Here is an 18,466-nt window from a genome sequence, read left to right as displayed (position 1 = left end):
CCCGCCAGTGCTTGCTGGTGGCTGTTATTAAGCCTGGGCATGTTCTTTACATGGGACGTGGGAGCGGTTGATAAATTTACTATCCACCTTGGCGATCTAGGTGGTTTCGGCTGGCGAGCGGAGCAGGCAGTACTTAATGTTCAGTTCCGAGCCGCCAATCAAGGTTCGGTTCAGCTTCATATCGCCCGCTTGTTACTTCCTTCCCCCTTTAAACAATTGCAGCAAGTGGCTATCCGCTGCGGATATATTGAACTAGCTCCCTCCGGCGTGCGGTGCCCGGAGGGGCGTGTGAGTTTCAGCCACGAAGGTTTCTTTGTCCACCGCAGCCTTTTCAGTTTTAGCTACCATTTAGAAACCCAGGCTCTTTCCTTCAAGCTTAAATTGCCAGGCTTGGCTGGCGGGTCTGGGACTATTGCTGGGGATTTTGAAGATGCCCGCTGGCAATTATCTATTTCTGGAAAGTCTTTCAAGCTAGCTTCTCTGTTTGAGCTAATAGCCTCTTTGGGCCTGCAATCGGCTATTGGGTCCTCGGAATTCTCCTTCCAGGGCAGGTTGGGGATAGAGGCAACCTTAGTGGGGCAAGGCCAATTTCTGCATACTGTCCGCCTTGAGCTTCAGCTTGATGAAGTAGGCTTTTCCGATACAAGCGCGCTTCAAGTGGGGGAGGCGGTGATCGGCAAACTTCAGCTTAAGGGGCAAAATACCCAAAAGGGTTGGGAGATAACCGGAGGGATGAAATTAAATGGAGGAGAAGCTTATTTCCATCCAGTGTATTTCGCTTTCTCCGAAACCCCCCTCCATGCCGAGGTTGAGCTAACGCAAGGGAAGGTTGAGGGGGATTGGAAAATTCCCCGATTCAGTTTGAAGCAAACCGGAGTCATGGCGCTTAGCGGGGCGCTCCAGTGGGGCCAGCAAGGAATAACGAAGGCGCGGGTTCAGGCGGCGCAGACCCAAATCCCCGCCCTGTACCAGCATTGGTTGAAACCTTTTTTGGCGGGGACGGCATTGGGTAATTTGACAAGCGGCGGAAAGGTAGCACTTGTTTGGACATATCGTTCTCCTGGCCGGTGGAGGCTTAAGGGCTTTTTGGAGGGGGTAGACATGGTTGATCAGCAAGGGCGGTTCAGCATGTCGGGCCTGGAGGGAACATTCGGCTGGAGCACCCATGCTATTCCCTTAACAATGGATGTCAGTTGGCGCAAGGGGAGTCTTTATGCCTTGGCTTTAGGGGCGGCACACTTCCTGGCCGAGAGTAAGAACAACGGCTTATGGCTTCGTCAACCGTTGCGGCTGCCGGTACTTGATGGGCAGTTGCTTATTAATGATTTTATTCTACAAAACCCAGGGGCTTCCGTAGCCCATTGGGAATTGGAAGGAGTATTAAGTCCTCTGTCCATGGAAAAAGTCAGCCAGGCCCTAGGTTGGCCCGTCTTGGCCGGGAAATTATCCGGGGTTATCCCTCGGGTCCGGTATCGGGAAGGAGTCGTGGAGATGGGTGGTGCTTTGCTGGTACGGCTATTCGATGGCACGTTGGTTATCCAGAACCTGCGCTTAGAAAACCCTTTAGGGATAGTTCCCCGGCTTGAGGCGGATATTGATATTAACCGCTTGGATTTGGCGACTATGACCCGTACTTTTGCCTTTGGTAAAATTGAAGGCCAGCTTAGCGGCGAACTACGGAAACTCCATTTGGTTGATTGGCAGCCGGTTCAATTCGATGCGAAACTGGCGACCCCGGAAGATGATCCCTTGCGGCACCGTATTAGCCAGCAAGCGGTGGAGAATCTCTCGCGCCTAGGTGGAGGTGCCAGTGGCTTGCTTTCCCGGAGTTTTTTAGGGCTGTTTAAAAATTTTTCCTATGACAAAATGGGCTTGAGCTGCCGTCTTCGCCGCCAAATATGCGAAATGGGAGGATTAGGGTCCATTAATGGAGGATATTATATTGTCCGTGGCGGCGGCTTTCCTCGTATTGATATCATTGGCTATACCCGCCAGGTGGATTGGCCGGTGCTCATAAAACGGCTAAAAAGGGTGACTTTGGTGGATGGTCCAGTTAGGGAATGAATTGAATGAGTGCATGCGCCATGAAAAAGCGGTTATGTTGGTCGAGCTTGTTGACAGCAATAGGAATGGCTGCCTGCGTAACCATCAATATTTATTTTCCTGCGGCAGCGGCGGAAAAGGCCGCGGACAAGATTATTGAAGATGTTTGGGAGCAAGACGCAACTACCACCCCAGCCGCACCGATTTCCCCGGTGGAGCAAGAAGGGCTCTCTTCTTCGCCAGGCTTTGCCTGGCGTTGGGTGTTTGATTTGTTAATTACGCCAGTGGCGGCGGCTGAACCGAATCTGGATATCTCAAGTCCCACCATTAAACGTATTACCGCCTCTATGGAAAGGCGCTACCCTAAGCTTAGGCCCTATTTCCAAAGCGGCGCCATTGGGCTTACCCAGGATGGTTTGGTGGCGGTACGAAAGGCCCAGGAAATCCCTCTCAAGGACCGAACTCAGGTAAATCAGTTGCTCGCTGCTGAAAACAATGATCGTAACGCCCTTTATGGAGAAATTGCTAGGGCTAATGGCCATCCTGAGTGGGAGGCTCAACTTCGGGAAACGTTTGCCCGTCGCTGGATTCAAAAAGCGCCTCCAGGATGGTGGTATCAGAATGCCCAGGGGCAATGGGTGCAAAAGCGCTAGCCAGCTTTGTTGATGAACGTTTTTGTCTTTGATATCGAAACAGTCCCGGATGTGGAAGGGGCGCGCCGTCTCTATGGCTTGGAGGATTTGGATGATGCCGCGGTGGCTGAAATCATGTTTTCTAAACGCCGCCAGGAGACGGGCGGTGGGGAGTTTTTACGTTTACATCTGCACCGCATTGCCGCTATTTCCGTGGCGCTCCGTTCCCAGGGCAGGTTTAAAGTTTGGTCATTAGGCGATCCCACCTCTCCGGAGGAAGAACTCATACAACGTTTTTTTGATGGCATTGAAAAATTTGTACCCACCCTGGTCTCTTGGAATGGGGGCGCCTTCGATCTGCCGGTGATACACTACCGCGCTTTGCTGCATGGTATTGGGGGCGCGCGTTATTGGGAGATCGGTGAGAAGGAACAAAGCTTTCGCTGGAACAACTATCTCAATCGTTATCACCAGCGCCACTTAGATTTGATGGATGCGTTGTCTGGCTACCAAATCCGAGCTGTGGCCCCATTGGACGAAGTTGCGACGTTGCTTGGCTTTCCCGGTAAAATGGGGATGAGTGGCGCTAAAGTATGGGATTTATTTCAAAACGGTGAGCTTGAGGCAATTCGCGATTACTGTGAAACTGATGTGCTGAATACTTATCTTGTTTTCTTGCGATTTGAACTCATACGGGGACAGCTTGAGAAAGCCACCTATCAGCAGGAATGCCAACGGGTGCGGGAGGTGATAGGGGCTGAGAACAAAGCTCATTTTTCGGAATTTTTGGCCCTCTGGGCTAGCTAAAGCGGAGGGGTTAGCTTGTAACCTCTAGATTTACTCTTTATTTATCTCTCGGCAATGGCGCATCATCCTAAACGAAAACCTCTCTCTCAAGAGCCTCAAAAGGCTTCCATTGAGGCACTAACCCATGAGGGCCGTGGTATTGCCCACGTAGCCGGCAAAACTATTTTTATTGATGGTGCCCTGCCTGGCGAAACGGTATGGTTTCACTATCTCCGCCGGCGCGGTAAATTTGACGAAGGCCGTGTACTAGAAGTACTGCAACCAGCGCCAAGCCGGGTAGAGCCGCGCTGTCGCCATTTTGGGGTTTGTGGGGGGTGTAGTTTGCAACATTTGAGCACGGTGGCTCAGTTGCAGCTCAAGCAAGTAACGGTAAGGGAGCAGTTCCGCCATTTCGGCGGTGTTGAGCCTGAACAATGGTTGCCCCCTCTGGCGGGGGCGGTCTGGGGATATCGCTACAAAGCGCGTCTGGGGGTTAAGTTCGTTAAAAAAAAGGATCGCGTGCTAGTCGGCTTTCGGGAAAAGGGAAGCTCCTTAATTGCGGCATTGGAGCGTTGTGAGGTGCTGCACCCGCCGGTGGGATCTCTGTTGCCAGCGCTAGGTGAATTGATCGCCTCTTTAAGCTGCTATGACCGTATTCCCCAGATCGAGGTCGCTGCTGGGGATCAATCGACCGGTTTGGTCTTTCGTCATCTCGTGCCCTTGACCACAGCGGATACTGAACAGCTAATGGCATTTGGCCAGGCCCATAAATTGCAGATTTATCTCCAAGGGGGGGGAGCAGAAACGGTACGTCTCCTATGGCCTGCGGAGGCACGTTTAAGTTATTCCCAGTTTGGAGAGTTGGAAATGATATTCCTGCCTACGGATTTCACTCAGGTGAACCGGGAGGTGAACACCAAAATGGTTCAGCAGGTCCTTGCATTACTTGAAATTGCATCCGGCGAGCGGGTGCTAGACTTGTTCTGTGGAGTAGGTAACTTTACCCTGCCGTTGGCAATGGCTGGGGCCGAGGTTGTAGGCATAGAAGGCGATGCTGGGTTAGTGGCCCGGGCAAGGGCGAATGCAGCGCATAACCGGCTAGAAAATGTCCGCTTTGATGTGGCTGATCTCAATGGATTGGAATGGACCCATCATGCTTGGGCGCGAGAAGGCTTTTCTAAAGCGCTGCTAGATCCGCCGCGAAGTGGGGCATTACTTGCGGTACAGCAAATGTCAAAACTAAGGGTGCAGCGAATTGTTTATATTTCTTGCAATCCTGCTACCCTTGCCCGGGATGCGGGTGAACTTGTTAATCGACAGGGCTACCGTTTGCGTTACGCGGGCGTGATCGATATGTTTCCCCATACTACCCATGTGGAAACCCTTGCCTTGTTTGAGCGGCTAAGGAAGCACTAGAGAAATTCGGTGCCCTCGGCAGAAGTTGCCAGTACAATAGTAGGGGGGAGCGAAAAAACATGAAGAGCCATATTAAAACCATTACTGGAGATTATGCGATCCGGAACTTACGGATAGGTATTGCGGCTGCGCGATTTAATGAATTTATCGTCGCTAGTTTGCTGGAGGGAACCGTGGATACTTTGCTTCGCCATGGGGTTGCTTCCAAGGACATTGAGATCGTTCGCGTTCCTGGCGCATTTGAGTTGCCGTTGGCAATTCAAGCTATGGCGCAGCAAGGTGGCTTTGATGCTTTAGTGGCTTTGGGGACGGTTATCCGGGGCGCAACCCCCCACTTTGATTATGTCGCCGGGGAATGCAGCAAGGGGTTGGGGTTGATTTCATTGCAGCATGGCTTACCCATTGGTTTTGGTGTGTTGACGGTGGATACTATTGAACAAGCTATAGAGCGGGCGGGCACTAAAGCCGGAAATAAAGGGGTAGAGGCTGCCCTTTCTGTGATTGAGATGGTTGGCGTATTGCGGCAAATTCATAGCGCCAAAGGCGAGATAGCGTGAGTAATCGTCGCTCGAAGGCCCGCACGGCTGCTTTGCAGGGACTTTATCAGTGGCAGTTGACGGGGCAGGATGTCGATAAAATCGATATTGAATTCATTGTTCAAGATATACGGGGCATTGATCACGCCTATTTTCAGGCATTGTTGCAGGGAGTACCCCAGCGCCAATGGGAACTAGATGAGTGTCTTGGACCCTTTTTAGATCGGCCTATTCATGAAATTGACCCGGTGGAATGCGCCATTCTGAGAATAGGGGCATTTGAATTGCTTTGTCGTCCTGAGATTCCCTATCGGGTTGTGTTAAATGAAGCCATTGAGTTGGCTAAGCGCTTTGGCGCCGAGCATGGCCATCGCTATGTCAACGGCATTCTCGATAAGGTGGCTCAAAAAGTCCGTGCTACCGAGTTTCGGTCCCGAGCTCTTAGACGGCGGTTGCAGACTTAGCAGCGAGCTTGATGACATGATCCTGGTACCACCTAGCCCTTCTGAGCGCTTTAAAATGTGAATGAGTTCTCCCTGATTGAAGAATTTTTTGCAGATTGTACCCAGAAGCGGGAAGATGTTGTGCTGGCGGTGGGTGACGATTGCGCTTTGATGACTGTCCCCTCAGGTTGTGAATTAGCGGTTTCTATGGATACGTTAGTGGTCGGCGTGCATTTTACTGCCGAGGCAGATCCCGCCGCCTTGGGGCACAAAGCGCTGGCGGTAGGGTTGAGTGATCTTGCTGCTATGGGGGCAGAACCAGCCTGGGCGACCTTGGCGTTGACTTTGCCAGAGGTGGACAGAGCTTGGCTGGTTGAATTTACGCAGGGGTTAAGTAGGCTTGCCAGAAGCTACGGCGTGCAATTGGTAGGGGGGGATACTACCCGGGGACCGTTGGCGGTCACGATGCAGTTGCATGGTTTTGTGCCTCGGGGCAAAGCTCTGAGGCGTGATGGAGCACGTCCTGGTGATGGCATTTACGTAACGGGAACCTTGGGTGATTCTGGCCTTGCCCTTCGAGCGCGATTAGAAGGACTCCCATTATCTCAGGAGACTTTGTGCTGTGTTGAGCATCGTCTGGATTGGCCGCAGCCTCGGGTGCGTGAAGCCTTGGCAATTCGTCCTTTCGCCCATGCTGCTATCGATATCTCGGATGGTCTCGCAGCAGATTTGGGGCATATCCTGAAAGGCAGCGGTGTTGGTGCGGCAGTTGAAGTAGAGGCTTTGCCGCTTTCAGAGTCCCTTCGTGCTTCTGTTGAGCTAGATCAGGCGTGGGCTTTGGCGCTAACCGCAGGCGATGACTACGAATTGTGTGTAACTGTGCCTGCCAAGTACCGTGACCGGATACGGGCGGTGCTCTCAGCGCTGGATTGTCCTTGCGCCTTGATTGGAACGATTGAAGAGGAGCCGGGTTTCCGTTGCCGCCGCCAGAATGGAGCTTCATTTATTCCCCAGCAGCAGGGTTATCGTCACTTTTAATCATGGCTCAAGATATTGCAAAAATTAGCTGGCGCCAGTTGCTGGCAAATCCTATCTATTTGCTTGCTTTTGGCTTTGGTTCTGGCTTAGCTTCCCGTGCCCCGGGCACCTTCGGAACCTTACCAGCACTGCCTTTTTATTGGTGGATTCAAGATTGGCCTCTGTTTAACTATGTGCTATTAGTGCTGGTGTTGTTTTTAATAGGTATTTGGGTTTGCCATGTGACCGCCAGGGATCTAGAAATTAAAGACCCTGCAGGGGTTGTTTGGGATGAGTTCGTAGGTTTTTTGGTAACCATGATAGCGGCACCTTCTGGTTGGGGATGGGTACTAGGCGGGTTTATTCTTTTTCGTTTGTTTGATATTTGGAAACCTTGGCCTATTCGAGTGTTGGATCGTCGTGTATCAGGAGGGCTAGGAATTATGCTGGATGATGTAGTGGCGGGTATTTTTGCTGCTCTCGTACTCGCGGGCTTCGAGGTATGGATAGGATAAACTTTAGACTGATTTTATCCTATTAGTGTTTTAGATAAGTATAAATTGCTTCCTTTAACTGCTGTTGTTGCTCTGGGGTTAGGGGATGGTCTTGTTGGTTGCAAATAAAAAAGACATCTACTACTTGCGTACCTAGGGTCGTGATTTTGGCATTGACCAACCGCACTTGGCAGCTAGCCAAGGCTCGGCATACTCGGGAAAGCAATCCGGGCCAATTATTGGTCGTTAATTCCATCACGGTGCAGCGATTACGACGATCCTTGGTAAAAGTAATGCTAGTAGGAAATTGAAACAGCTTTAATTTTCGCGGTATAAACCCTGGGCGGTAAGGCGGAACTCGGTCAGGTTCGGTTAGCCGCTGGGTTAAAATCTCTTGAATCTCTTGTAAGCGAAATTCAAGATCCGCTTCAGCTCGGATGGTGGCTGCCTCACGGACAACAAAGCTTTCCAAGACGAAGCCATGATCGGTCGTGATAATCCGGGCGTCCAAAACATCCAGATCAAGCTGGGCCATGGTTCTTGTGGTGACGGTAAAGATTAGCGCGTGGGCTCTGGCATAGATAAACACTTCCATGGTTCCAGGCTCACGATTGTGGGTGCGTACTAAAATTCGCGGCGCGCCGTCATGGGGTTCTTTTTGGGCAAGGGCCTTGATGTGCCAGCGGATTTCATCGGGCGTATGGCGCAGGAAATAATCCGCATCAATTTGATTCCAAAGGGTATCGAGCTTTTGGCCATTCCAACCGTCTTTTAATAATGCTTGCCGCGCTTCATTTTGGATATCGCGAATATGTTCATTTTTGTCAACAGGATATTCTAAACCTTGCCGCAAGGCTTGCTGGGTAGCCGTGTAAAGCTTATTTAATAGAGCATCCTTCCAACTATTCCAGAGATTAGGATTAGTCGCGCGAATATCGGCCACCGTCAGCAAATAGAGATAATTTAGGCGTTTTTCATCACCAACTTCCCTAGCAAAGCGTTGAATCACTTTCGGATCGTTAATGTCGCGCCGTTGCGCCGTCATGGACATTAGCAGGTGATGGGACACTAACCAGGCAACAAGGCGGGAATCATCGCGGCTGAGGCCGTGATAGAGACAAAATTTCAGGGCGTCCTTGGCTCCGAGCTTGCTATGATCACCGCCGCGCCCTTTGGCAATATCATGGAAAAGGCCGGCCAGATAGAGTAGCGAGGGCTTAGAAATTCGTTGAAAAATCTCCGAGCACAAGGGCAGTTCCTGGGCATATTTCGGAAGGGCAAAGCGCCGGAGATTACGGATCAGAAATAAAGTGTGCTCATCAACCGTATAAACATGGAACATGTCATATTGCATTTGCCCCACGATTTTGCCAAAGGCAGGTAGATAGGCGCCGAGTATGCCGTATTTGTTCATGCGCCGGAGTTCGCGAGCAATGCCCCGAGGTTGGCGCATGATTTCCATAAACAGAGCCCGGTTAAATGAATTTGCCCGGAAGTTGTCGTCGATAAGATAGCGATGTTCCCGAATAAGGCGGATGGTCGAGGCTCGCACTCCCTTGATTTCAGGATGTTGCTGGAACAATAGAAAAACTTCCAGGAGGGCAGAAGGGGTATGTTTGAATACGCTAGCATGGGTGACTTCCAGAAATCCATTGCGGGTCTGAAAACGCTCGTTAATAGGGTGAACATGAACTTTCGCGTCAACTAGCAGAATCCTTTCCTCGAGTAGTTGCAGGAGCATTTCATTAAGTCGCCCGGTGTTTTCAGCAGTTCGGTAATAATCCTTCATGAGTTGTTCCACGGCTAAGTGGGGGCCTTGATCGTGGTAATCTAGTTGTTTAGCAAGGGCGGTTTGATGGTCGAATAAGAGGCGATCCTCTCTGCGGCCCGTTAAAGTGTGTAGACCATAACGGAGTTGCCAAAGAAAGCTTTGGCTTGATAGCAATTCTTTTCGTTCCGATACGGTCAAAAAACCTTGTTGTAAGAGACTATCGAAGGACCAGGTATTGAAATACCGTTTTGATACCCACTGGATCATCTGAATGTCGCGCAGTCCGCCGGGGCCTTCTTTGAGATTGGGCTCAAGATTGTAGGCGGTATCGTGGTATTTATGATGGCGTTTTATTTGCTCAGCTTGCTTGGCAAGGAAGAATTGGCGGCTATTCCAGATTTCCTCTGGGGCGATGGCTGCCTGTAAATTTCTAAATAGAAGTTCGGGCCCAAAAAGTAAGCGAGCTTCCATCAAACTCGTCATAAACGAGAGATCACTGCGAGCTGCTTGTTGGCATTCTGCTACCGTACGTACACTGTGCCCCATCTCTAAGCCAGTGTCCCATAAGAAAGAAATAAAATGGCCGATGGAATTTTGTAGAATAGAGTCAGTCTCTTCTGTCAGTAATAGGAGGATATCGATATCAGAGTAGGGGTGCAGGGTGCCTCTTCCATAGCCTCCCACAGCAATCAATGCGACCCGTTCAGGGTATTTTTTAGTATGGAGGCGACAAGCTTGAACGAGAATCTGATCTACCAGCCAGGCGTGGAGTGGTAGCAACTCAGTGGCTGGAGTCCCTGTGAGAAAACGCTGTTTGAGATTTTCGATTCCCTCTTTAAGGAAGGAGCGCAGTAGAAGTAAGGGAGTCTCGCTGGTATCAATCCACTTTGCAAAAGCAGCGGGCTCAAATAACGTGGGGTCGGGGCGAATATTTCCAGTAAGATTTGACACGCTGAGAAGTCAATCGCTGGCTTAGAGGTTATCTCCGGGCTTGGCGGTAAGCACTTCAAAGCTATCGTCAGTAACCAGTATCGTGTGTTCCCATTGGGCTGAAGGACTGTGATCTTTAGTGACCACCGTCCACTTATCCGGTAGAACTTTTACATAGCGTTTGCCGGCATTGACCATTGGTTCGATGGTAAAGGTCATCCCGGGTTCTAGTCTAAGCTTGGTGCCAGGGGTGCCATAATGAAGGACTTGAGGATCCTCATGGAAAACGCGGCCGATTCCATGCCCGCAGAATTCCCGCACAATGGAGAAGTTACTGGCTTCGGCGTGAGTTTGGATGGCATGGCCGATATCGCCTAAATGGACGCCTGGTCTGACCATTTCGATGCCAATGCACATACATTCATAGCTCACTTGTGAGACCCGTTTGGAAATAACGTTAGGTTCCCCCACAAAGAACATTTTGCTGGTGTCCCCATGATAGCTATCTTTAATCACAGTGACGTCGATATTCACGATATCCCCTTTTTTTAGTCGCTTTTTGCCAGGAATTCCGTGGCAGACTACGTGATTGACCGAAGTACAAATGGATTTTGGAAAGCCATGATAATTGAGAGGGGCAGGAATAGCCTGTTGCACGTTCACAATGTACTCGTGACAGATAGTATCCAATTCCTCGGTAGTGACACCAGGCTTTACGTAAGGGCGAATCATGTGGAGGACATCGGCGGCTAGATGGCCGGCGACCCGCATTTTTTCAATTTCCTCTGGCGTTTTAATAGTGACTGGCATAGGGTTGTGATTGGGATGTGGTTTCCAAGGCTTCTAGCCCTTAGACTAAGACTTAAGGATAGGGTTCTAGCATTGTCCTAACAGGGCACTTTATGGTATAAAACGCGCGCTTTTAAAGCAAACAAAATCACACGCGTATCGGCACATAATATCGGGGTGCCTTTGGTCAGGTCGGTATATGGGATGCGCGGAGGAATAACCCCAATCTACATCGAGGTAAAAATATCATGGCGAATGTCACCATGCGTCAAATGTTAGAAGCTGGCGTTCATTTTGGCCACCAGGCCCGCTATTGGAATCCGAAGATGGCACCTTATATCTTCGGTAAGCGCAATAATATCCATATTATTAATTTAGAAGAAACGCTGCCATTATATATAGAAGCGACGAACTACCTTGGCCGGTTAGCTACAAATAAAGGCACAGTTTTATTTGTGGGTACCAAACGGGCGGCTCAGGAGGCTGTTCGAGAAGAGGCGGGACGCTGTGGTATGCCTTATGTGAATAGCCGTTGGCTGGGAGGTATGCTCACTAATTTTCAGACTGTGCGGCGGTCTATCAAACGTCTTCATGATTTAGAGGCGATGATCCAGGATGGTAGTTTGGATCGGCTTAAAAAAAGAGAGGCGTTGACAGTAAGGCGAGATCGAGACAAGCTTGAGAGCAACCTTGGCGGTATCAAAAATATGACTCATCTTCCTGATGCTTTATTTGTTATTGATGTAGAGCATGAGCGGATTGCAGTAGATGAAGCGGTTAAGTTGGGTATCCCGGTGGTAGCGGTAGTAGATACCAATAGCGATCCGAGGAAGGCGGACTACATTATTCCAGGCAATGATGATGCTATTCGGGCTATCCGCCTCTATCTGCGTGGGATTGCTGATGGGATTATTGATGGGCGCACTGCCGCCGCCGCTAGCGCGAGTAAAGCAGGTAAGGATGAATTCGTGGAAATGGAAGAGACTAGCAAAGAGGGGACGCTCACCGAAGCGATGAGCGGAAAGAGTGCTTCCACAGATGGGAGTGTAACCTAAAATAACGAGCAAATTAAGGTTGGACCTCACAAGGAGCCCTCGTAGTAGGGTGCTCTTGCGTCTAATCTCGATACCGTAGAGGAATGGAATAATGGCAATTACAGCGGCACAGGTCAAGGAACTACGGGAGCGCACCGGTTCCGGAATGATGGAATGCAAAAAAGCCTTGGTGGAAACCAGCGGTGATATCGAAACCGCTATAGAATGGATGCGTAAGCAAGGACTAGCCAAGGCTGATAAGAAGGCGGGGCGAGTAGCTGCCGAAGGTATTATCGTGACCACCGTTAGTCAGGATGGCCGCAAGGCAGTGATGGTAGAAGTAAATTCAGAGACGGATTTTGTTGCTAAGAATGAGGATTTTCGCCAGTTTGCTGAGGATGTGGCTCACAAAGTATTAATCTCCAATCCCGCCACTTTAGACGATTTACTCTCCCAACCCTTGGATAAGGGTGGTGAGAGCGTTGATGAAAAGCGCCATGCCCTGGTAGCCAAGATTGGTGAGAATCTCAATGTGCGCCGTTTTATCTTAATCGAAGCAGAAAACGGTCGTATTGGCCGTTATGTCCACGGCGACCGGATTGGCGTGCTGGTTGCCGTAGAAGGCGGTGAGGAAGCGTTGGCTAAAGATCTTGCGATGCATATTGCGGCGAGTAAGCCGCAGGCCATTGCAGCAAAAGATATTCCAGCAGACATTTTGGATAAAGAGAGAGCTATTCAGGTTGCCCAAGCCAAGGATAGCGGTAAACCGCCTGAGATCATCGAGAAAATGGTACAAGGACGGTTGCAAAAGTTTTTAGGCGAGATCACTTTGTTGGGACAACCTTTTGTTAAAGATCCGGATATTAAGGTGGAAAAATTGCTTAAAGATGCCGGCGCTAACGTCTATCGTTTCGCTCGTTTTGAAGTAGGCGAGGGGATTGAGAAGAAAGTGGAAAATTTTGCTGAAGAGGTAAGGTCGCAGGCCCAAGGAGATTGAGCAGGTGCCATTGGATGGAGGGAAACCTAAGTATCGGCGCATCCTGCTAAAGTTCAGTGGAGAAGCTCTTATTGGCGAAGTGGGTTATGGTATCGATCCCAAGGTGGTCCAGCAAATTGCTCTAGAATTGCGGGAATTAAACCGTATTGGGATCGAGATTGGCCTGGTGGTTGGGGGTGGTAATATTTTCCGCGGCGCGGGATTAGCTGCTGTCGGTATGGATCGGGTGACCGGAGATCATATGGGCATGCTGGCAACAGTGATGAATGCTTTGGCCTTACAGGACGCTTTAGAAAGGCTAGGGATATTCTGTCGGGTGATGTCCGCCATCCGGATCAACGAGGTCTGTGAGGATTATCTCCGTCGCCGGGCTATCCGCCATCTAGAAAAAGGGCGTTTGGTTATTTTTGCCGCAGGGACCGGTAATCCCTTTTTTACTACCGATACTGCTGCTAGTCTTCGCGCTATTGAGATTGGTGCGGAGTTGCTTATTAAGGCAACCAAGGTAGATGGCGTTTATTCAGCTGATCCGCTTGTGAATCCCGATGCACAGTTTATTTCTCGCTTAAGCTATGATCAAGTTATAGAGCGTAAACTTGCAGTTATGGATACGACCGCTATTATAATGTGTCGAGATCATTCTCTGCCATTGCGAGTCTTTGACATGCATAAGGCGGGAGCCCTTACCCATATCGTCAAAGGCGAAGACGTGGGAACACTCGTTTCCAGAGAGTAATAATAATATGATTGATGAAATCCAGGAAGATGCGTCCCAGCGCATGGATAAGAGCCTTACTGCTCTGAAACAAACCTTTGCCAAGTTGCGGGCAAACCGAGCCCATACAAGCCTGCTTGACCACATTACGGTTTCTTATTATGGCAATAACGTGCCGTTGAACCAAGTAGCTAATATCGCTGTGGAAGATGCTCGAACTTTGACGGTGACTCCTTGGGAAAGACAAATGGTCCCAACCATCGAGAAAGCGATTATAACTTCTGAACTTGGGCTTAATCCTGTTACCGCGGGGACGGTTATTCGGGTCCCTTTACCTGTTCTCACTGAAGAGCGGCGGCGGGAAATGGTTCGCCTCGTCCGGCAAGAGGCAGAAGCAGCGCGGGTAGCTATGCGTAATATCCGGCGCGACAGTAACCATACCATCAAAGAACTGATTAAGGAAAAAGAGATTAGTGAGGATGATCAACGCCGTGCTGAAGAAGCCATACAAAAAATCACTGATAATCATATTACCCAAGTGGATGAGTTATTAGTGGTAAAAGAACAGGATCTGATGGAAGTTTAATACTCTTAAAGATTAAATAGCCTCGTTTTTGCAGGTGGAACGTTAGGCAATATCATGGATAGCGGGCAGTTTGATGGCCAACCAACAAAAATACCCCGCCACGTTGCGATCATCATGGATGGTAACGGGCGTTGGGCTAAGCAGCGGAACCGGCCACGCTTTTATGGACATAGGGCGGGCGTTGAAGCAGTGGAAGGGGTTCTGCGAGCATGCGCTGATACCGGTATCCGGGTATTAACCCTATTTGCTTTTAGTAGTGAAAATTGGCGCCGTCCATCCCAGGAAGTTCAGCTTTTAATGGAGCTGCTTGCCTCTGCTGTTTCAAACCGTTTGCAGCAAATTCAAGAGCAGAATGTATGTCTTCGCATCATTGGCGATCGGAGCAGATTTCCGGAAGCTCTGCAAGCGGAAATGGCGAAAGCCGAGGCGCTGACAGCACAAAACGACGGGATTACTCTGGTGGTAGCTGCCAATTATGGTGGGCGCTGGGACATCACTCAAGCGGCAAGGCAAGTGGCTGCCAAAGTCGAAGATGGACAGATAGCGGTTGACTCTATTACCCCCGAAGTTTTTGCAGCACATCTTTCTCTAGCGGGTTTGCCTGAGCCTGATTTATTTATTCGCACGGGTGGCGAACAACGCGTTAGCAATTTTTTATTATGGCAACTGGCCTATACTGAATTTTATTTCACTGATATTCTGTGGCCTGATTTTAACGAAGCGGCTTTTGCTACGGCAATCAAAACCTTTGTTCGGCGGGAGCGCCGTTTTGGCCAGACCTCGGAGCAAGTGGAGTCCTTGCGCCGTGCTTAAACAGCGGCTTGTTACCGCGCTTATTTTGGTATCTCTCACTGTTTGGGCTATGCTTTCTTTTCCTACTGGCATAATTGCTTGGCTGCTAGCCTTAGTAATGGCTATTGGGGCCTGGGAGTGGGCAGGCCTAATTCAGCTGCGAGATCTAGGAGCGCGGTTATGCTACGTTGTTGCCGTGCTATTATTGCTGTGGGGGAGCTATTCTCTACCACTAGCCGGGGTGGCTGGGGTAGGCGTGATTTGGTGGGGCGTTTGCACGATTTTATTGGTGCGGTGGGCGCACAAGAGACCGGCTAGTTCTTCGCTGTTAAGCAAGCTTGTGCCAGGGATGATTGTGGGGGTTTTGGTTCTGGTGCCTGCCTGGCGGGCGGTTACCGGCCTGCATGAGTTACCCGTCGTTGGTCCAAGGATGGTATTGCTTCTTTTTATTCTGGTATGGTTAGCGGATAGTGCAGCCTATCTGGTTGGGCGGCGTTTTGGGCGCGCTTGTTTGGCGCCAGCGCTTAGCCCTGGAAAAACCCGGGAAGGAGTCTATGGGGCCCTTGGTGCGAGCCTATTGTTTTCATTAGTGGGAGGAGAAGTATTAGCGCTTTCCGGGCTAGCCTGGTGGGGGTTTATCGGTCTTGTCCTGCTAACGCTTTTGGCTTCTATCGCGGGAGATTTATTGGAAAGCTTGTTTAAGCGTTTGAGCGCTGTTAAGGATAGTGGCAGTTTATTACCTGGGCATGGGGGGATGTTGGACCGATTCGACAGTTTAACCGCGGCGGCGCCGGTATTTGCCCTAGGAGTCTGGTGGTTGGAGCAGCTGCAATGATAGGGGTCAGCATACTGGGGTCAACGGGCTCCATTGGTATGAGCACCCTTGATGTGCTGGCGCGCTACCCAACACGCTACCGGGTTCAAGCCTTATCCGCAAACAAATCCGTAGCACGGATTTACCAGCAGTGCCTCCAATTCCGACCTTCCCAGGTTGTGATGGTTGATCCTGATGCAGCTGAACAGCTACGTCAGCGGTTGCGCCCCGTTGTGCCGGAGATAGAAGTCAGTGGCGGCAGCCAAGCCTTGGAGGCTATCGTCACATCTCCTGATACCGATTATGTCATGGCGGCCATTGTAGGTGCTGCTGGTTTATTACCTACCTTGGCCGCAGCGCGAGCAGGCAAGCGGATTTTGCTTGCCAATAAAGAGGCGCTTGTGATGAGCGGTCAGCTATTTATGAGTGCTGTTAGTGAAAGCGGCGCGGAGTTGCTCCCCATTGACAGCGAGCATAATGCCCTTTGGCAATGTATGCCAGTGAAGGGCCGCGAACTCCCCCTGCACCGCAAAGGTGTGCGGCGTATTTTACTGACCGCCTCGGGCGGACCCTTTAGAGAGCGGGCGCTGTCCGAGTTGGATAATGTTACTCCCGATGAGGCGTGCGCGCATCCTAACTGGGATATGGGACGTAAGATATCAGTTGATTCGGCTACCATGATGAACAAGGGGCTAGAAGTTATTGAAGCCTGCTGGCTATTTGACGCTGCGGCCCGCCAGATTGAAGTCGTTTTGCATCCTCAGAGTGTTATTCACTCCATGGTGGATTATGTGGACGGTTCTGTCTTGGCACAGTTGGGTAATCCTGATATGCGGATACCTATTGCTTATGGATTGGCTTGGCCCGAGCGTATGGAATCGGGGGTGGCTCTTTTGGATCTGTTTGCGGTAGGCCAGTTGACTTTCTGTCAGCCCGATTTGCAACGCTTCCCTTGCCTGGAACTAGCCTATGCTGCGCTGGAGCAGGGAGGCACCTGTAGTACTATTTTGAATGCAGCTAATGAAGTGGCGGTCCAGGCGTTTCTCGATCAGCGTATCCGGTTTACCCAGATTCCAAACCTTATCGAATGGACGTTAGGTAGCGTGACTCCCACTGTGGCTGATTCTCTTTCGGCCGTGCTAGAAAGTGACGCAGTAGCGCGGCAAGTAGCTAAAGAACAAATAGAGCGGTGGTATTAATGTCCATTGTACTAGCTATACTGGCTTTTGCGATTGCTATTGGAGTGCTCGTTGCCGTACACGAGTATGGCCATTTTTGGGTGGCACGGCGATCCGGCGTTAAGGTTCTGCGATTCTCCATTGGTTTCGGCCGACCATTATGGCGTTGGCGTGGAAAGGATCAAACCGAGTACATACTCGGATCGCTGCCCTTGGGGGGGTATGTCAAGATGCTCGATGAGCGGGAAGGAGAGGTTGCCAAGGAGGATCTCCCGCGCGCTTTTAATCGACAGTCCCTCGGCATTAGAAGTGCCGTCGTTGCTGCGGGGCCAATAGCGAACATCTTATTTGCTATCGTTGCCTACTGGTTAGCGTTTGTCTTTGGTATTGCCGGGATCAAGCCTATCGTAGGTGAAATAATGGTCGATACTCCGGCGGATAGAGCCGGTTTCCGGGCTGGTGAAGAGATTATTGCGGTAGGGGAACAAACCACTCCCACTTGGGCCTCAGTGCGCCATGCAATATTTGTGGCTTCTCAACGTGAACCTCGTGTTTCGGTGACCATTTCTGGTGCCGGAGGAGAACAAAAGTTAAGCTTGGATTTAACACAAGTCCAAGTAGATGTTGATCCTGAAAAAGCCAGGGATATATTGGAGCAGTTGGGAGTGCAGCCTGAGCGTCCCTTATTGGCGCCGGTGATTGGCAAGGTTTTGCCAGGCGAACCTGCGAGGCAGGCAGGTTTTCAGCCGGGGGATCGAGTTCTCTCAGCCGCGGGTCAGTCTATTCATACGTGGAATGAATGGGTAGAGTTTGTACGCGATCGCCCTGGTGAGGCTTTTAACGTTGAGATTGAGCGTGGGGAGGAACGGCTAATTCTGAACTTGCAGCCGGCGATGATAGAGGGGGAGAAGGGTCCCGTTGGACGTATTGGCGCGGCGCCAGAGCCGCCAGGCGAATTGCCGGAGGAACTACGGGCTACCTTAAGGTATTCTCCCTTTGCGGCAATTTCCCGGGCAGTTGAGAAGACGTGGGAAATTGGATCATTAACTGTGGTTATGTTAGGAAAAATGCTGATGGGAGAGGTATCAACCAAATCTATCAGTGGACCCATCACAATTGCGCAATATGCAGGGTATAGCGCGCAGATAGGCTTTGTTCCTTTTCTCAATTTTCTTGCAGTGGTCAGTATTAGTTTAGCGGTGCTCAATCTACTGCCTGTTCCTGTTTTAGATGGAGGACATTTATTATATTACCTTATTGAGTTGATACGAGGTAAACCTTTGTCAGAAATGGCCCAAGCAGTGGGGCAGCAAATTGGTATCATGGCACTCATTGGGCTGATGTGTTTAGCTTTCTATAATGACTTTGTCCGTTTGCTTGGATAATCCTGGTATCGGTTTGATTTTTGAATAAGTCTTTTTCTTTCCTTGGAAAAAAACCCCTATGAACTCGTGGTGGCAAGGAAGTGGGAGCGATATGGGTCAAAAGCGAGG

General features: G+C 50.3%; 18 protein-coding genes. 16 read left to right on the top strand and 2 right to left on the bottom strand.

Annotated features, from left to right (window positions below; translation table 11 throughout):
- The first annotated feature begins 39 nt into the window (after window positions 1-39).
- Genes NWAT_RS11340 through NWAT_RS11305 form a run of 8 tightly spaced genes read left to right on the top strand, consistent with a single transcriptional unit; the run spans window position 40 to window position 7,388 of the window.
- A complete protein-coding gene (locus NWAT_RS11340) occupies window positions 40-2,064 on the top strand; it encodes a hypothetical protein (protein WP_013221212.1) in 2,025 nt (674 codons plus the stop codon).
- Between the two features lie 20 nt (window positions 2,065-2,084).
- On the top strand, window positions 2,085-2,696 hold the full coding sequence (locus NWAT_RS11335) for a YdbL family protein (RefSeq protein WP_013221211.1): 612 nt from the start codon (window positions 2,085-2,087) through the stop codon (window positions 2,694-2,696).
- Window positions 2,697-2,708: 12 nt separating this feature from the next.
- Entirely contained in the window at window positions 2,709-3,482 is a 774-nt protein-coding gene (locus NWAT_RS11330; RefSeq protein ID WP_013221210.1) for a 3'-5' exonuclease, read from the top strand.
- Window positions 3,483-3,536: 54 nt separating this feature from the next.
- Entirely contained in the window at window positions 3,537-4,877 is a 1,341-nt protein-coding gene (rlmD, locus tag NWAT_RS11325) for a 23S rRNA (uracil(1939)-C(5))-methyltransferase RlmD (protein WP_013221209.1), read from the top strand.
- 59 nt (window positions 4,878-4,936) lie between these two features.
- A complete protein-coding gene (gene ribH / locus NWAT_RS11320) occupies window positions 4,937-5,434 on the top strand; it encodes a 6,7-dimethyl-8-ribityllumazine synthase (protein ID WP_013221208.1) in 498 nt (165 codons plus the stop codon).
- Window positions 5,431-5,877, top strand: a complete 447-nt coding sequence (nusB, locus tag NWAT_RS11315) for a transcription antitermination factor NusB (protein WP_013221207.1) — start codon at window positions 5,431-5,433, stop codon at window positions 5,875-5,877. The genes ribH and nusB overlap by 4 nt, the downstream gene beginning before the upstream one ends.
- Before the next feature lie 57 nt (window positions 5,878-5,934).
- Window positions 5,935-6,894 carry a thiamine-phosphate kinase gene (gene thiL, locus NWAT_RS11310; protein ID WP_013221206.1) on the top strand — a complete coding sequence of 320 codons (960 nt, stop codon included), beginning with the start codon at window positions 5,935-5,937 and terminating at the stop codon, window positions 6,892-6,894.
- A 2-nt stretch (window positions 6,895-6,896) separates the two neighbouring features.
- On the top strand, window positions 6,897-7,388 hold the full coding sequence (locus tag NWAT_RS11305) for a phosphatidylglycerophosphatase A family protein (RefSeq protein ID WP_013221205.1): 492 nt from the start codon (window positions 6,897-6,899) through the stop codon (window positions 7,386-7,388).
- Between the two features lie 22 nt (window positions 7,389-7,410).
- On the opposite strand, the gene glnD is transcribed toward NWAT_RS11305, so the two are convergent.
- Both glnD and map read right to left on the bottom strand, forming a co-directional pair.
- A complete protein-coding gene (glnD, locus tag NWAT_RS11300; protein WP_013221204.1) occupies window positions 7,411-10,089 on the bottom strand; it encodes a [protein-PII] uridylyltransferase in 2,679 nt (892 codons plus the stop codon).
- A 21-nt stretch (window positions 10,090-10,110) separates the two neighbouring features.
- Entirely contained in the window at window positions 10,111-10,878 is a 768-nt protein-coding gene (map, locus tag NWAT_RS11295; RefSeq protein ID WP_013221203.1) for a type I methionyl aminopeptidase, read from the bottom strand.
- Between the two features lie 227 nt (window positions 10,879-11,105).
- On the opposite strand from map, the gene rpsB reads away from it, so the two are divergent.
- The 8 genes from rpsB to rseP all read left to right on the top strand — a co-directional run bounded on the left by rpsB (window position 11,106) and on the right by rseP (window position 18,358).
- Complete coding sequence (gene rpsB / locus NWAT_RS11290; protein ID WP_013221202.1) at window positions 11,106-11,912, top strand: 30S ribosomal protein S2; 807 nt, start codon at window positions 11,106-11,108, stop codon at window positions 11,910-11,912.
- Between the two features lie 91 nt (window positions 11,913-12,003).
- Entirely contained in the window at window positions 12,004-12,888 is an 885-nt protein-coding gene (gene tsf / locus NWAT_RS11285; protein ID WP_013221201.1) for a translation elongation factor Ts, read from the top strand.
- Between the two features lie 4 nt (window positions 12,889-12,892).
- Complete coding sequence (gene pyrH, locus NWAT_RS11280; RefSeq protein ID WP_013221200.1) at window positions 12,893-13,624, top strand: UMP kinase; 732 nt, start codon at window positions 12,893-12,895, stop codon at window positions 13,622-13,624.
- A 7-nt stretch (window positions 13,625-13,631) separates the two neighbouring features.
- Window positions 13,632-14,189, top strand: coding sequence for a ribosome recycling factor (frr, locus tag NWAT_RS11275; RefSeq protein ID WP_013221199.1), 558 nt, complete (start codon window positions 13,632-13,634; stop codon window positions 14,187-14,189).
- 54 nt (window positions 14,190-14,243) lie between these two features.
- The gene (locus NWAT_RS11270; RefSeq protein ID WP_013221198.1) at window positions 14,244-15,002 is read left to right on the top strand and encodes an isoprenyl transferase; all 759 of its coding nucleotides are present in this window, start codon (window positions 14,244-14,246) and stop codon (window positions 15,000-15,002) included.
- Window positions 14,959-15,816: a phosphatidate cytidylyltransferase gene (locus NWAT_RS11265; protein ID WP_232420108.1), complete on the top strand. Its 858-nt coding sequence runs from the start codon at window positions 14,959-14,961 to the stop codon at window positions 15,814-15,816. The genes NWAT_RS11270 and NWAT_RS11265 overlap by 44 nt, the downstream gene beginning before the upstream one ends.
- Entirely contained in the window at window positions 15,813-16,994 is a 1,182-nt protein-coding gene (gene ispC, locus NWAT_RS11260; RefSeq protein WP_013221196.1) for a 1-deoxy-D-xylulose-5-phosphate reductoisomerase, read from the top strand. The genes NWAT_RS11265 and ispC overlap by 4 nt, the downstream gene beginning before the upstream one ends.
- Entirely contained in the window at window positions 16,994-18,358 is a 1,365-nt protein-coding gene (gene rseP / locus NWAT_RS11255; RefSeq protein ID WP_013221195.1) for an RIP metalloprotease RseP, read from the top strand. Before ispC ends, rseP begins: the two co-directional genes overlap by 1 nt.
- The last annotated feature ends 108 nt before the right edge of the window (window positions 18,359-18,466 follow it).

The organism is Nitrosococcus watsonii C-113 (genome assembly GCF_000143085.1).
In the GTDB taxonomy this organism is placed as follows: domain Bacteria; phylum Pseudomonadota; class Gammaproteobacteria; order Nitrosococcales; family Nitrosococcaceae; genus Nitrosococcus; species Nitrosococcus watsonii.
The sequence above is the reverse complement of the archived record's forward strand: the minus strand, read 5'-3'. Positions and strand labels throughout refer to the sequence as shown.